Below are 15,182 nucleotides of genomic sequence, written 5' to 3'. Positions count from 1 at the left end.
TAGCGAGCGACTCGGATCCGCGCGCCCTTTGCCCCGCAAGGGGCAATGGGCGCGCACGCGCCTTACAGGCCGGACGACTCATCGCGATGGCCGCAGTTGGCGCGGGATGTTCCGCAGGCTTGAGCGGCTGCTCGACCCTTCTGGAAGACGCCAGCGCGTTCCAGGAGGGCTGGCGCACCGCAGTGGTGACGGAGGTGGCTCCTGCACGTGAACTGCGGGGAAGCGGTCGGACCGATTGCCGGCAGACGGCGAGCTCGCAACAACTTGCGGCGTCGCGTTTCGCGCGCCTGTCCTACCGCTCTGGCGGGTCCAAACACTCGCACGTGGTGGTCGTGGCCGACGGGCTTCGCGTCACCGCGGGCGACGTCGTCTTCACCAATGTGATGCGTTGCGGCACCCCCTTGGAAGTTCGATCGAGGCCGATGGCCGACTTAATCAAGACGGGGAGCTCGCGCGAACCCGACCAACTGCCCACCCCCAAACTTTGAAGGCGACCATGGCATCCGGAAACTCTCACTCGCACGTACAAGCCGCATCAGGACCTGGTCACGAGCGATCCCTGTGGATTGCACTCACCCTTACGACGACGTTCATGGTCGCGGAGGTGATCGGAGGACTTGTCACCGGAAGCCTGGCGCTGATTTCCGACGCAGCGCACATGTTCACCGACACGGTGGCGCTGGCAATATCGCTCGCGGCGATTCAGATTGGTAAGCGCGTGGTGGATACCAAGCGGACCTTCGGCTATTACCGCTTCGAGATCCTGGCAGCGGCGTTCAATGCGCTCCTGCTCTTTGGCGTTGCCATTTACATCCTCTATGAGGCTTGGCGTCGCATGCGTGAGCCGCAAACGGTCGATTCGATTCCGATGCTGATCATTGCAGCACTGGGTCTCGTCGTGAACCTCGTGAGCATGAGATTGCTTTCGTCGGGCAAAGATCGAAGCCTCAATGTGAAGGGCGCCTACCTGGAGGTCTGGAGCGACATGCTCGGGTCGGTGGGAGTGATCGCGGGAGCGGTGGTGATCTGGTTGACGGGATGGACTTGGGTCGACTCGGTCATCGCCGTCGCGATCGGATTCTGGGTCTTGCCAAGAACATGGGTTCTGCTGCGAGACAGCATGAATATCCTTCTTGAGGGCGCGCCGGACGATGTCGATGTCGGCGAGGTCGACAAAGCGTTGCGCGCGCTGCCTGGGGTCGACTCCGTTCACGAACTGCATGTCTGGGCTATTACCAGCGGCAAGGCAAGTCTGAGCGTTCACATGGTCAGCGCAAGCGGCGACGTCGACAAACTCTTGGCCGAGGCAGCGCGCATGTTGGCGGAGCGCTTTGATATTCATCACTCGACGATCCAGCTCGAACGTGTTCCATGCGGGCAAGCGTCGGGAACACATCGGTTTGAGTGATCTCCCGCTCGCAAACCATTCTGAACTCAATGGAAAGGCAAGGCCGTGTTCCGCACCACAACCGACGATGGCTCGCACTTTTTCATGATGCTGGGCCTGTACATCAGCATCCTCGCCATCGGAGCCGTGATCTTTCTTCTCGTGCGGTGGTGGAAAGAGCGCCGCGACTTTCCAGCGGCGCATCGCCGCCCCTACGCAAAAAGTTTGCTCGATCGGCTTTCGGGCCGTGACGCCAAGAAGAAAAGCATGCCGGCTCGCAAGACCCACAAAAACCACAAGAGATAGCGCTTGGCGTTCATCGATGGATGAACTCCTGATCGGGGAAAGAACCAGTGAAGGGTAAGGGGCTGGCCGCCCCATCTTGAACGTCCTTCACATATCGGCGCGCTATCTTTAGAAGCGGGCGTGCGGTCTTCGGGCTGCAGGAAATGACTTCGCTGGTTGACTAGGTATTAGGTGCGCCGGCCGGGACGGCAGCCCCGGCCTGTGGCGTCGGCAGTGTTACCTTTTTGTACGCCAGCAGACGCAAAGCGTTCACAACGACCAGCAAGGTCGAGCCTTCGTGGAACAGAACGGCGGTGCCGATGTTCAGGCCGAAGATCGTCGCGGGAATCAACACAGCGACAACGCCCAGGCTCACGTAGAGGTTCTGCTTGATGATTCGACTCGTGCTGCGCGACAACCCTACCGCGAATGGCAACTGGGCCAGGTCATCGGCCATCAGGGCGACGTCGGCGGTTTCGAGCGCGACGTCGGAGCCCGCCGCACCCATGGCTATGCCGACTGTCGAGTTGGCCATCGCAGGCGCATCATTGACACCGTCCCCGACCATGGCAACCTTGCCATGCTCCTTGCGAAGCGCCTTGATGGCATCCACCTTCTGCTCCGGCATGAGATCGCCCCGTGCCTCGGTCAGGCCGACACTCTTGGCTACCGCATCGGCGACTTGCTGGTTGTCCCCGGAGATCATGATGAGCCGCTCGATGCCAAGTGCTCGGAGTTCGGCCATGACCTGCGCCGCCACGGGGCGTGGGGTATCCATGACGGCAATCACCCCGAGGTAGCGCTCACCTTTGCGCACGACCATGGTTGTTCTGCCAGATGCGACCAGCTTGTCATTTGCCTCCTTCACGTCCTGAGGCAGTGAAGAGCCTGGCAGTTCGGAAAACAGTATCGGCTTTCCGATATGCACGAGCTCGCCGTCGACTTGTGCCTGAACGCCGCGTCCGGTGATGCTTTTGACGTCGGAGACAGCAACCGCCTTCGCGCGATCACCGAGGCGTTCGCGCGCGCCGGACACGATGGCGGTCGCCAAGGGATGGTCGCTGTGCTCCTCAACGGCCAGCGCCACAACCAACAGTTCATCATCTGTGACGCCCTGCATTGCAAGTGCATCGGTCAGTTTGGGCTTGCCTTCGGTCAGCGTTCCAGTCTTGTCAAAAGCGATGGAAGTCAGCGTGCCGAGATTCTCCAGCGGGCCGCCTCCCTTGACCAGGACGCCGCCTCTGCCGGCGCGTGCCACGCCGCTGAGAACGGCGCTGGGGACGGAGATTGCCAATGCGCATGGACTTGCTGCGACCAGAACGGCCATCGCCCGATAGAAGGTGTCGGAAAACGGTTCATCGATCACGACGCCTGCGAACAGCAGCAGGACAACCAAGGCCAGGACAGCAGGGACGAAGATGCGCTCGAAGTGCTCGGTGAATTGCTGCGTTGGCGAGCGTTGCGCCTCCGCCTCGGTCACCATCTTGACCACGCGGGCCATCGTGGATTGTTCGGCACGGCGAGCAACGGTCACCTCGATGGCACCCGACCCGTTGATCGTGCCCGCGAAAACGCGATGCTCCGGCGCAACGCGATCAAAGGCTGCGAGCGCCGCTTTGATGTCGTCGACTGGCCGCTTGTCGACCGGTACGCTCTCGCCAGTGACGGGCGCCTGGTTCACGCTGGACGTCCCAACCACAACGACACCATCGGCCGGCAGCCGCTCGTTGGGCCGCACGACGACCACGTCACCGATCTTCAGTTGTTCGACTGCAACCTCTTCGGTACCACTGTCACGTCGCACAGTAGCCGTCTCGGGTGCGAGCTTGGCAAGTGCTTCGATGGCCTTTCGGGCGCGTCCCATCGCATAGTGCTCGAGCGAGTGACCCAGGCTGAAAAGGAACAGCAGCAGGGCGCCTTCCGCCCACTTGCCGAGCGCCGCGGCGCCAAGCGCCGCCACCAGCATCAGCGTATCGATCTCGAAACGACGTGCCTTCAGGTTCTCAAAGGCTTCCTTCACTGTATAAAAGCCGCCGAAGAAATATGCAGCAATGTAGGTGGCAGTGGGCAGCCAGGTGGGTCCGGCGCCGCTGCGCTCGATCAGCCATCCTGCGGTCAACAGTACGCCGGCGAGGGCGGCAAAGATCAGTTCGCTCTTCTCTCCCAGGAGGCCGCCCTCTGAGTGGTCATGACCCGCATGACCGCCAGCACCTTTCTTGTCGTGATCATGGCCTGCATGATCCGCGTGGTCGCTGTGGTCAGGCCCGCTGTGCTTGTGGCCCGCGTGGTCGTGCTTGGCATGTTCGGTGGGTTCGTCGCCGGAGCGAGAAGGCTGGGATGGGGTCTCCGGTGCGGCGTCGTTTGCCGGTGCGACGACACCCGCGGTGCGGATCCCAAGCGCTGCGGCCTTTGCCCTCAAGGTTTCTGCTGACACCAGTTGCCGGTCGTATTCAATACGGACGGAGCCGGAGCCCGACACATCTGCTTCCAAGACGCCTGGAACACTTCGCAGGTCGGCGGCAACGCTGCGCGCCGCGCGTGCATGGAGCGGGCCATCGGCTCTGATCGTCAGGTGAGAGAACCGCTCGCTCAACTGCGCGCCGACCGAGCCGACCAGCTCGCGCAAGCGGGTTATGGAGACGACGGACTGGTCGTAGTGCAGGCACAGCTGGGGCTGTCCATTGGCATTTCGAACGATGTGAGCCTCGGAGATGCCTGGGCGTCCCTCGAGCGCTTCTGTCAGCCGTTGTACGCAGTGATCCTCGACGTCGTCCACGTCGGGAAGGATCAGGGGTAGATCCAAACGGAGTTTGCTCGGGTCAGTCATGGACGTTGCCTTTTAGTGAAAAGTGAATACCGAATGCTGCGGCGCTGGCATGAGCTCTTTAGCATCTCATCGCGCAGCAAGGACTGTCGATCCGCTTTTGAGCCATCGATGTGCGACAACACCTCAAGTTGTTATGCGTGTCGGGGAAGTACGAGTTCGCGCTCAACCGGTGCTACCGGGATTTGCGCAAGAGCCGCAATCCGTTGAAGACCACGGCAAGGCTGCCACCCATGTCGGCGAACACGGCCATCCAGAGCGTCGCGTCTCCGGTGACGGCAAGGGACAGGAACACGACCTTGATGCCGAGCGCGAAGATGATGTTTTGCCAGAGGACCGCCTTTGTGGCCCGGGACAAACGTACGAATTCGGCCAGCTTACGCGGGTCGTCGTCCATCAGCGCGACGTCCGCGGTCTCTATCGCTGTGTCCGTGCCGGCGGCGCCCATGGCGAAGCCGATGTTGGACTTCGCCAGCGCTGGCGCATCGTTGATACCGTCGCCCACCATGCCGACCACGATGCCTTGAGCCCGCAGCTCCTCGATGGCCTTGAGCTTTTCCCCGGGGAGGAGCTCGCTGCGAACATCTTCGATGCCCACTTGCTTGGCGATGGCCTCTGCCGTATGCCGGTTGTCACCGGTAAGCATCACCGGTCGGATGCCAAGTAGCTTCAGCTGACGGACAGCTTCGGCGCTTTCCGGACGCACCTTGTCGGCGATGGCGAAAATGCCCACGGCCATATGCTCTCGCATGAGCACGACAGCCGTCTTGCCTTGACGTTCGAGGGTGTCGAGGGTGGTCTCGAGATCTGGCGTGCTGGCGTTGGACTCTTCAACGAGTCGATGGTTGCCAAGGCGGTAACGGACATTGGCGATGAAACCCTCGATCCCGCGGCCTTGCAGCGCCGTGAACATCATGACTTCGGGCAATACTTCGCCTGCAGCGCTGTACCTTGCAATCGCTTTGGAAACGGGATGATCGCTTCTTGCCGACAGCGCCACGGCAAGCAACAGGACTTCCGCTTCGGTTCCCTGCAATGCAACGACATCGGTGACTGCAGGCTTGCCCTGCGTCAATGTTCCCGTCTTGTCGAGGGCCAGCACCGTCAGGCGGTGGCCTTGTTCCATGTACAGGCCACCCTTCACAAGGATGCCGCGTCGTGCCGCTGCAGTCAGTCCCGACACCACGGAGATTGGCGTTGAGAGAACCAGTGCGCAGGGACAAGCGATGACCAGTAGAACCAATGCCCGGTATACCCAGGTGAACCACTCGGCCCCCATGGCCAACGGCGGGATCACTGCGATGGCGAGGGCGAGGGCGAACACCGCGGGCGTGTAGACCTTCGCGAACGCGTCGACAAAGCGCTGCGTGGGCGCTCGGGTGGCTTGCGCCTCCTGGACCGCGCGGATGATTCGAGCCAAGGTCGAATCGTTGGCGCCTGCTGTCACCCGGTACTGAAGCTCGCCGTTCTGGTTGATCGTGCCCGCGAACACGCTGTCGCCGATTTCTTTGTCGACCGGCACGCTTTCGCCGGTGATAGCCGCCTGATCGACGGCGGAAGTGCCCGACACCACAACGCCGTCGAGAGCGATGCGCTCCCCGGGCCGAACCCTGACCACCGCGCTCAAGGCCACCGAAGAGGCCGGAACCTCTCTCCAGACCGAGTTCACCTGCACAGTCGCGGTTTCCGGGGTCATCGCCATGAGACCTTCGACCGCGCGCCTGGCGCGATCCAGAGATCGTTCCTCGATCATCTCGGCGATCGCGAAGAGGACCATCACCATGGCAGCCTCGGGCCACTGTCCCAGGATTGCCGCGCCTGTCACCGCCACCGACATCAACGCGTTGATGTTCAGATTGAAGCGGCGCAGCGCGATCAGTCCTTTGCGGTAAGTACCCAGCCCCGCCAAGGCGATCGCAGCCGCTGCGAGCACGATGGCTCCGATCGAGTGATCGCCCAGGCTGAACGCCATCCCTTCCGCAGCCAGCGCCAGCACACCCCCGACGATCAACCTCCAATGGCGTCGCCAGACCGAAGGTCCCGACGTGCTCTGCTTGAGCACGGAACTGGCTGCAGGCTGTTCTGCGGCGGCCTCTTCCGCGACGTTCTGCGCGATCGGGGTGATAGGCATCGGTGCGCCAACCGCTCGGACGGCAATTGCGCCGAGGCCACCCGATTTCGCCCCGGGCGTGCGGTTCACACCGAGTGTCACTTCAAAGCCCGAGCGCGAGGCAGCGGCAACGAGTTCACTTTCCGGTATGGCCTTGTGCTCGACGCGGACGGACCGGCGGATGTAGTCCGGCAGGACCGCACCAACGCCGGCGATCTGGCGAAGTTCTTTTTCCACCAGGCCGAACTCTGCAGCGCAGCACATGCTTGGCACTTGCAGGATCGTGAGGGCGCGCGTGTTTGATGCGGCCTCGACACCAGGCGGCCTAATTGCCATCTCTGGGCCATGGGCGAGACGGACTTCGAAGCCCGAGCGCGCCGCGGCGGCGACGAGTTCGCCTTCGGGCACTGCCTTGTGCGCAATGCGAACAGAGCGGCGCAGGTAGTCAGGCAAGACGCCCACGACGCCGGCGATTCGGCGCAGTTCTTTCTCCACCACGCCGAACTCAGCGGCACGACACATGCTCGGTACATGAAGCAAGGTGATGCCGGACTTGTTGGAGGCGTCGGGAAGAGTCACAGGCGGCTCGCTGGAGCATCCCGACGATCCGCAGCAATCTCCGGTTTTTTGAGTTGCCATATCAGTCATGGCAAGATTACAAACCCTGAAGCGGATGCAGAGTCAAGAAGCGAGGCCATTGACCATGAAGATAGGCGACCTAGCGACCCGGACCGGAGCCACCGTCGAGACGATCCGCTTCTACGAAGCAGAAGGCCTTCTGCAGGCGCCAGAGCGTGCTGCCAACAACTACCGCACGTACGGAGAAGAGCACGTCAAGCGGTTGTCGTTCATCCTGCGCTGTCGGTCGCTGGACATGGCGCACGACGAAATCCGAGCGCTTCTGAAGTTGCAAGATGATCCTGGAAAGACCTGTGTGGAGGTCGATACGCTGCTGGCCGAACACGGTCAACATATCGATGAGCGCATCGCGGAACTGAAGGAACTCAGGAAGCAGATCCTCGAGATCCGCTCATCTTGTGCCAGCAGTGGCTGCATCGGCGACTGCGGCGCACTGGAATCGTTGAGGCAGACCACCGGGGCCAATCGTACATCTCGCGCGAACCGTGGTCGCGTACACCGATAGCGCGGCCTCATCCATGTCGACGACCTCCAGGCGGCTTGCAGCGGCGCTCCTATCGCTGGCAACCGTGTGGGTGGGTGGATGTGCCACCCTTTCCAACCCCCAGCCTCGGCCAGCATCCTATGCCATCGACGACCCCGGCCCGACGTCTCTGGGCAAGCTTGCGCGGCATAGCGCTGAAGGGGCCGCATCGGGCATGTCCGGCTTCCGCCTCCTGCCGGAGGCTGCATTCGCGCTAGACGCCCGGGTCGCGCTCATCCGTCATGCCGAGCGCACGATCGACGTGCAGTACTACCTGATCCGCAATGACGACGTCGGGTTGCTGCTGCTCAAGGAGCTTCGAGATGCGGCCACTCGCGGCGTGCGGGTCAGGCTGCTTGTCGACGACTTCTATCTTGGCGGCGAAGACGAGATTTTCACCGCCCTGTCTTCCTTTCCCAACGTGGAAGTCCGGCTTTTCAATCCGCTTCCTTCCCGAGCCTCCGCACTGCCGGTGCGCCTGGCTTTTTCGATGTTCGACTTGCTGCGCATCAACCACCGCATGCACAACAAATTGCTGGTGGCGGACAACAGCTTTTCCGTGTCGGGCGGACGGAACCTCGCCAACGAGTACTTCATGAGGGACATGGCCGCCAATTTCATCGACCTCGATGTGCTTGCGAGCGGACCCGTGGTGCGCGAGATGTCGCGCTCGTTCGACTTGTTCTGGAACAGTGAGCAAGTGTGGGATGTCCGCGAAGTGACCCGGCTTGCTCTGTCAACGGCCGAGGCCCAGCGACGCTTCGATGACATCGCTCGAACGGCTGCACCCGATGTTCCGCTCAACGCGCATGATGTGTTCGGTAGACCTCCCGTGGGGCAGCAGTTCGCGCATGGGCACATCGATTGCCACTGGGCTCATGCTCGCTTCTATGCCGACAATCCAGGCAAGCTGGGTCTTCAGCACGACCTTGCCTACCGCGGCAGCGTCTCCGAAGGGGCGTTCGATGGAATTTCCGGTTCCTTGCAGAAGGTCAGGATTCTTTCTCCCTATTTCGTGCCCGGCCCGGCGGGCATGTCAGTGCTCAAGCAACTCGTCGATGAAGGCCGGCAGGTCACTGTGATCACCAATTCGTTGGGATCTACAGACGAGCCTCTGACCTACGCTGGCTACGAACGGTATCGGGCTGCCATGTTGAAGATCGGCGTGTCGGTTTACGAAATCGCACCAGAAGGTACAGCCCGCACCAGGCGATTCGGAGATTTCGGGAAATCGATCAGTCGCCTTCACGCGAAGGTCGCGCTCATCGACTCGGACCGCATATTCATCGGATCGATGAACTTGGATCACAGGTCTGCGGCCATCAACACCGAGTTGGGGCTCATCATTGACAGCCCGGAGATGGTCAAGGAGTTTGATGAATTGCTCGCCGCAGAACACATCGAGTTGGGATACAGATTGCGACTGTCACCCGACGGGCATGGAGTTCAATGGGTCGGACATGGTGAGGACGGACGCTATGTCGTGTATGAAGACGTTCCCGGAAATTTCATGTGGCTTCGCCTTAAAAACTGGTTTCTTTTCCCGCTGCTCGGAGAAGAACTCCTATAGCCAATGGCCATTCAAAGGGCCATTGACATACAAAAAAGGCCCGCGTAAACGCGGGCCAAAGGTCCCAACTCAAAGACCCCTTGGAGGAACTAAATTTTCAAGACGGATATCGCCTTTGGGAAGCGGGGCGCTCTAGAACGAGTGGCGCATACCCAAATCGTAGCCGGTGGAGGTTTTGGGGGTGAAGGCCGAGTTGCTGAAGAAGGACGGTCCGCCTACCGTGAGTGCGGCCCCGTTCTTGTTGCTGACGCGAGCAATCGTTGCGTAAAGCGCAGTGCGCTTTGACAGGTTGTAAACGTAGCCAAGGGCGTATTTGTTTGCCCTCGGATCTGCCGCCAGCCCGGGAGTATTCAGATCGTATTTGACCTGCGAGTAGGACGCCCGAATCAGGCCGGGGCCCACAGGTGCGGTGAGGCCGATGAGGTAGCCGGAAAGATCCGTGTCTGAAACGCCTCCCAGGAGCGGAACAATGGCGTAGTCACGTGTGCTTTTGGAACGCGACAGTTCGCCGAACAGTTTGACCGGACCGAAGTCATAGGAGGCGCCCAGATTCATGGTTTTCACAGAATTGGTTGTGCCCGCGTAGTAGCTGTCACCGGCTGTGCTGTTTCCTATGGAAACAGCAACGTCAAGAGGACCGCTGGCGAAGCCGAGCCGACCTCCGAAAAAGCGCCCCGCACGGACAGTCGCGACTGTCCCAGGGTTGACCGCACCTGAGGCGCTCACGCCGGGGGGCGTCGTATTGCCGGGGTCGTACTTGTTGTTCTCATTGATGGCGTACATCGCCTGGCCATAAAAGCCGCCGAGATTCGGCGGCAAGAAGTAGCCGACGGAGTTGCTGGCCCTGTTGTAGTTCGGATCTCCGCCAAAGGCGCCTGTGCCGCCAGTTGTATTCGTGTTCTGTGCGGTGTAGATCAAGCTACGCCCGACGCCAACGATGCCAAACGGGTCAAAGACGATGTCGTTCCAAGCCGTCGGCACGTAGTCTCTGCCGAGGCGCACTTCGCCGAAGGGACCAGACAGGCTGACGGTCGAGCGACGCTGGAAGCTGGCGACGCCGCTGGCGCCGTCATCCGGCGAGATGGACGCTTCGAGCCAGAAGCTCGCTGCCATGCCGCCGCCCAGGTCCTCGGATCCACGAAAACCCAGCCGACTCGACGAATAGTTGCCATTGCTCAGGGCCATCCGGCTCACGGTTCGCGTGCCCTGGTTCAGATAAAACGGATTCAGCAACGCGCCACTATTGTTGTCCTGTGATTTGGACGAATAGTTACTGACACCGACGTCTACCACACCAAACATTGTGATGGTGGATTGCGCACTTGCAAATCCAGCGCCAGCCAACGCGGCAATTGCGACAAACGATTTTTTCATTAATGACTCTCGATTTAAAGGTTTTGATTTCTCGTGTTCGATGCTTTTGCATAGAGCACTCAATTGGGTGTTTATGGCGATATTTTGCGGGCGCCATTGCACCCAGACGCGTTTTAGGCGCTCAAGTTTTTGACTCGCAGGCCACCTCAGGCATCTGCAATGAATGATCGTGCTGGAATGTGACAGGAATTCCTAGATTTGCGCCAATTGATTACGTTTGGCGTCCATTTTGATTACAACTTTGCAATCTTCTGAAATGGAGTTCTTATTTGGAAATGCGTCACGATTGAGTCATTCGCAATATCTAGATTGCCCTCGGGCCGGCGCGCTGCAGGCGTACCGATCAATTAATCATTCGAGGAAATTCAGATGTCTCAACGCTTCATGGCCCCAGCATTTCTGGGTATCTCCTTGTTGCTGTCCGCGTGCGGCGGCAGCGATGACCGCAGCCCGGTGTTGCCGTTCACTCCACCGCCCGGGACGACGGTCCCCCCACCGGCAGCCCAATCGCAGAAGAACATCCTGTTCTTCCTGGGCGACGGCATGGGCATCACCACCATGACGGCTGCGCGCATCTACAAGGTCGGCGAAGACGGTGACCTGACGATGGACGCTCTGCCGGAGACGGCCTTTGTGCACACGTACTCGGACGACGCCCAGGTGACCGACAGCGCCCCGTCGATGTCGGCGTACATGACCGGCGTCAAGATGAGCAACGAAGTCATCTCGATGAGTGCCGACCAAGGCCACCGATGTCACCGGCAAGCCTTATCAAGTCAGCTTCGACAGCACCTGCCCTTCCGGTAACGGGCAGCCGGTAGAAACGCTGCTCGAGCAGAGCAAGGCCATGGGCTATGCCACCGGGGTGGTCACCACCGCGCGCATCACGCATGCCACCCCTGCAGCCACCTATTCGCACGTCTGCCATCGTGACGCAGAAAACACGATTGCCGCGGCGCTGGTGCCGGGCGGCGCCGGCTACAACGGCAAACTGGGCGATGGCATTGACGTGTTCTTCGGTGGTGGCACGGACTATTTCTTGGCCAAGGAAGCCGGGGGCAAGCGCAACGACAAGCGAGACCTGATCGTCGAACTGAAGGCCGCGAAGTACACCTACGCCGCCAGCAAGGCCGACTTCGACAAACTTCCTGTCGACGGCACTACCAAGGTCGCCGGCCTCTTCACCAAGAGCCACATGGCCTATGACCTGGATCGCGACGCCACCAAGGAGCCGAGCCTGGCCGAGATGACCGGCAAGGCCATCGATGCCCTGTCTGCGCGCAAGAACGGCTTCTTCCTGATGGTGGAAGGTGGGCGCATCGACCACGCGCTGCACGCCACCAACGCGCGCCGCGCGTTGCAAGACACGGGCGCTTTCGATGACGCCATAAAGCTCGCGCTCGACAAGATGAAGGTCATCGATCCGGGCCTGAAGAACACGTTGGTGGTGGTCACGGCCGACCACGATCACACGCTGCAGCTCAACGGCTATGCCGCGCGCACCGGCAAGACGGAGGCTGGCAAGCCGGGCGTGCTCGGCCTGGTGAACGACTACGTCGACACCAGCAAGACCACCAAGGACGTCGACGGCAATCCGTACACCATCATCGGCTTCGGGAACGGTCCGGCTCGTTTGGCCACGCGCGGCGCCATCGACAGCATCGCGCTGGAAAGCAAGGACTACAAGCAGGAAGCCGTGGTGCCGATGGACACCGCGAGCGATTCCGAAACCCACGGCGGCGCCGACGTGTTCCTCGGCGCCCAGGGCCTGGGCGCGGAAAGCTTCTCCGGCGTAATCACCAACACCGATGTCTTCGGGCTGGTCAAAAAGGCAGTCGGCCTGTGAGCGCCAGAGATCTTCCAGGAACGAACACAACCATGAACACGACCATGAGCCACACCATCCGCACGACCCGCCTGGCCGCCGCCGCCTTCGCTTGCGCCGCAGCCGGCATGCTGGCCACATTGGCCGGCACAGCACACGCAGCCGGCGAAGCCAAGAACGTCATCTTCTTCCTCGGCGACGGCATGGGCCCGGTCACCGTCACTGCCGCGCGCATCTACAAGGGCGAGAAGCAACTGGCCGCCAAGCCCGGCTCGATGGCGAGCCCGGAGCGCGCCTCCCTCGTCATGCAGTCGCTGCCCTACGCGGCGCGCGTGAAGACCTTCTCGCTCGACGGCCAGACCACCGACAGCGCGCCCTCGATGGCTGCCTATATGACGGGCGTGAAGATGCGCAACGAAGTCATCTCGATGTCCAGCGACACCACCGCCGTGGACAGTACCGGCAAGCAGTACATCAACGGCGAGAACACCACCTGCCCGCCGACCAACGGCAAGGCTGCAGACACGCTGCTGGAGCTGGCCAAGGCCAAGGGCCGTGCGGTGGGCGCGGTGTCGACCACGCGCGTGGGCCACGCCACCCCGGCCACCACCTACGCGCACATCTGCAACCGCAATGGCTACAACACCATTGCCGAGCAGAGCGTGCCGGGCCACGCCAACTACAACCCCAAGTTGCTCGACGGCATCGACGTGCTGATGGGCGGCGGCCAGCGCAACTACCTGGCCGGCGCCGGCACCAAGCGCACCGACGGCGTGGATCTGGTGGCCGCGATGAAGGCCAAGGGATACACCTACGTGGACAACGGCACCAGGCTCAAGGCCGTGGACGCCGCCGCCACGGGCAAGCTGCTGGGCCTGTTCTCCTCGAGCGAGATGGCCTACGAACTGGACCGCGTGAAGCAGAACCTCGACCAACCCAGCCTGTCGGACATGACCGAGAAGGCGCTCGGCGTGCTCAGCAAGAACGACAAAGGCTTCTTCCTGATGGTGGAAGGCGGGCGAATCGACCACGCGTTGCACGGCACCAACGCCAAGCGCGCGCTGGAAGACACGCTGGCCTTCGACACAGCCATCCAGACCGCGCTGGACTACATGAACAAGAAGGACCCGGGCCTGAAGAACACGCTGGTGTGGTCACGGCCGACCACGACCATGCGATGGCCTTCAACGGCTACCCCAAGATCGGCAACCCGATCCTGGGCTTGGTCAATGGCTACGCCGACGGCAAGCCCACCAAGGCGGCCGACGGCAAGCCGTACACCACGCTGGTGTTCGGCAACGGCGGACGGCCCAACGCGACCGCCGGCAGCGACGTCAACGCCGAGGACGGCAACAAGAAGTGGATCGCCCCGGCCCGCGCGGCGAGCCGCGACGACCAGAGCGCGCTGGACACCACCGACGACAACTTCCTGCAGGAAGTCGGCATCAACCTGGGTTCCCCCGGCGCGGAAACGCACGGCGGCGGCGACGTGATGCTGTTCGCGGGCGGCGCGGGCTCGAAGAAATTCAAGGGCACCGTGGAGAACATCAAGGTGTTCGACAAGGTCAAAGAGGCAGCAGGTCTGTGAGGGCCAGCTGAAGCTCAAAGCAAGAGCGGGTGTCATGACACCACAGAGGGATGTGTAGATGCGAGCCGCCTGGTGTCAGCCAGAGCGGCTGCACCCTCATTTGATTTCAACTTTGTAATCGTTCTGTTCGCAATCCGACGAGTTGGCCTTTTAGTGTCTAGGCATGAGAGCCGAGAGGCACATATCGCCCGAGACGATTCCCGTTCTCGGGCGCAAATTTGAAGGAGCTCACTCATGTCGAACAGAAGGATTGGTGTAATTTTGGGTGCCGCTGCTGTGGCTCTTTTGCCCTTGGTTGCAAGCGCCCAGGCCAGCGGACAGTTCAGTTCACAGCACATGGAGGGACCATCTCACTTCGCGGCAACCGAGGCGGGCATCAAGCAGCATCCCGAAATGGCGGGGAAACAAAAGACGGATGCGGAAGTGGCGACCGAGCTGCGCGCCGCACAAGCCAATCCGGACTGGGCCGGCGTACTGCGCTGGGGCGCTCCTATCCCGGTGAAGAACGCTGGGGCGCCGAAGACCAGAGCCGAAGTCGTCGCCGAACTCGAGCGAGCCCAGGCACATCCGAACTGGGATCGAGCGACGAGGTATGGAGCTCCGCTCGTCATGCCGGCAGCCCCAGGCGTAGCGACGACCAGCTCCAAGTAAAACTGGGGGCGCTTCAACTGAGAGCCACGGCAGAGAAAGACTGAAGCACTGCGCGCAATCGAGCGTGGCCGCGCCGAAGGGCGGTCCGTCGGTGGCCTACGCCGGACCGTCACGAACGCGCCGATGCGCCAAGCCTGTTGGCGCCGACCGGAGACTGAGCCGCTCATTTCTACTTCGGCGCGGACACTCAAAGAGCGCTGATACAACGTGGGCGATGTGTTTGGGCGGGTGTACGACTACATCTCGACATCTCGCGCGGCGGTTTGGTGTTCCACGGTAGAACACGAGTGCCATTTTCAGTAATCGAGGTGAGCAGAGTCCAGTCGACGCCAGCACGTTAAGCAAAATTTCGCAGCGCGCGTCGCACACTCACATCGCACGTCTTGATGCGCTGGGCGTCTGGCTG

The 15,182-nt window shown here is 61.5% G+C and carries 9 protein-coding genes and 2 pseudogenes; 8 read left to right on the top strand and 3 right to left on the bottom strand.

Going from position 1 to position 15,182, the window contains the following annotated elements; all coding sequences use genetic code 11:
- Window positions 1-86 precede the first annotated feature (86 nt).
- From AC0IYU_RS05760 to AC0IYU_RS05750, 3 genes are read left to right on the top strand one after another with little or no spacing between them, the layout of a single operon-like run.
- The gene (locus AC0IYU_RS05760; RefSeq protein WP_155742511.1) at window positions 87-488 is read left to right on the top strand and encodes a hypothetical protein; all 402 of its coding nucleotides are present in this window, start codon (window positions 87-89) and stop codon (window positions 486-488) included.
- A gap of 8 nt (window positions 489-496) precedes the next feature.
- The gene (locus AC0IYU_RS05755; RefSeq protein ID WP_081268191.1) at window positions 497-1,408 is read left to right on the top strand and encodes a cation diffusion facilitator family transporter; all 912 of its coding nucleotides are present in this window, start codon (window positions 497-499) and stop codon (window positions 1,406-1,408) included.
- A gap of 45 nt (window positions 1,409-1,453) precedes the next feature.
- On the top strand, window positions 1,454-1,693 hold the full coding sequence (locus tag AC0IYU_RS05750) for a hypothetical protein (protein WP_081268192.1): 240 nt from the start codon (window positions 1,454-1,456) through the stop codon (window positions 1,691-1,693).
- 160 nt (window positions 1,694-1,853) lie between these two features.
- On the opposite strand, the gene AC0IYU_RS05745 is transcribed toward AC0IYU_RS05750, so the two are convergent.
- Window positions 1,854-4,499 carry a heavy metal translocating P-type ATPase gene (locus AC0IYU_RS05745; RefSeq protein ID WP_081268193.1) on the bottom strand — a complete coding sequence of 882 codons (2,646 nt, stop codon included), beginning with the start codon at window positions 4,497-4,499 and terminating at the stop codon, window positions 1,854-1,856.
- 172 nt (window positions 4,500-4,671) lie between these two features.
- Window positions 4,672-7,254, bottom strand: coding sequence for a heavy metal translocating P-type ATPase (locus AC0IYU_RS05740; RefSeq protein ID WP_253819864.1), 2,583 nt, complete (start codon window positions 7,252-7,254; stop codon window positions 4,672-4,674).
- Window positions 7,255-7,309: 55 nt separating this feature from the next.
- Here AC0IYU_RS05740 and cadR point away from each other — a divergent pair, with 55 nt between their 5' ends.
- Window positions 7,310-7,750, top strand: a complete 441-nt coding sequence (gene cadR / locus AC0IYU_RS05735) for a Cd(II)/Pb(II)-responsive transcriptional regulator (RefSeq protein ID WP_081268217.1) — start codon at window positions 7,310-7,312, stop codon at window positions 7,748-7,750.
- Between the two features lie 13 nt (window positions 7,751-7,763).
- Window positions 7,764-9,338 (top strand): phospholipase D family protein, encoded by a 1,575-nt coding sequence (locus tag AC0IYU_RS05730; protein ID WP_081268218.1) that lies wholly within the window; start codon window positions 7,764-7,766, stop codon window positions 9,336-9,338.
- Window positions 9,339-9,470: 132 nt separating this feature from the next.
- Here the strand turns inward: AC0IYU_RS05730 and AC0IYU_RS05725 are convergent, their stop codons facing one another.
- Window positions 9,471-10,712: a porin gene (locus AC0IYU_RS05725; RefSeq protein WP_081268194.1), complete on the bottom strand. Its 1,242-nt coding sequence runs from the start codon at window positions 10,710-10,712 to the stop codon at window positions 9,471-9,473.
- Between the two features lie 369 nt (window positions 10,713-11,081).
- Here AC0IYU_RS05725 and AC0IYU_RS05720 point away from each other — a divergent pair.
- From AC0IYU_RS05720 to AC0IYU_RS05710, 3 genes and pseudogenes are all read left to right on the top strand, one after another.
- Window positions 11,082-12,558: pseudogene (locus tag AC0IYU_RS05720) on the top strand (alkaline phosphatase).
- 32 nt (window positions 12,559-12,590) lie between these two features.
- Window positions 12,591-14,125: pseudogene (locus AC0IYU_RS05715) on the top strand (alkaline phosphatase).
- A 234-nt stretch (window positions 14,126-14,359) separates the two neighbouring features.
- Entirely contained in the window at window positions 14,360-14,776 is a 417-nt protein-coding gene (locus tag AC0IYU_RS05710) for a hypothetical protein (RefSeq protein WP_155742512.1), read from the top strand.
- Window positions 14,777-15,182 lie beyond the last annotated feature (406 nt).

The organism is Variovorax sp. AC103 (assembly GCF_979254005.1).
The sequence above is the reverse complement of the archived record's forward strand: the minus strand, read 5'-3'. Positions and strand labels throughout refer to the sequence as shown.

Bases quoted from the DNA above. Each gene is read 5' to 3' on its own strand.
- AC0IYU_RS05755 (WP_081268191.1), top strand. From the start codon at position 497: ATGGCATCCGGAAACTCTCACTCGCACGTACAAGCCGCATCAGGACCT.
- AC0IYU_RS05740 (WP_253819864.1), bottom strand. From the start codon at position 7,254: ATGACTGATATGGCAACTCAAAAAACCGGAGATTGCTGCGGATCGTCG.
- AC0IYU_RS05710 (WP_155742512.1), top strand. From the start codon at position 14,360: ATGTCGAACAGAAGGATTGGTGTAATTTTGGGTGCCGCTGCTGTGGCT.
- cadR (WP_081268217.1), top strand. From the start codon at position 7,310: ATGAAGATAGGCGACCTAGCGACCCGGACCGGAGCCACCGTCGAGACG.
- AC0IYU_RS05730 (WP_081268218.1), top strand. From the start codon at position 7,764: ATGTCGACGACCTCCAGGCGGCTTGCAGCGGCGCTCCTATCGCTGGCA.
- AC0IYU_RS05745 (WP_081268193.1), bottom strand. From the start codon at position 4,499: ATGACTGACCCGAGCAAACTCCGTTTGGATCTACCCCTGATCCTTCCC.
- AC0IYU_RS05760 (WP_155742511.1), top strand. From the start codon at position 87: ATGGCCGCAGTTGGCGCGGGATGTTCCGCAGGCTTGAGCGGCTGCTCG.
- AC0IYU_RS05725 (WP_081268194.1), bottom strand. From the start codon at position 10,712: ATGAAAAAATCGTTTGTCGCAATTGCCGCGTTGGCTGGCGCTGGATTT.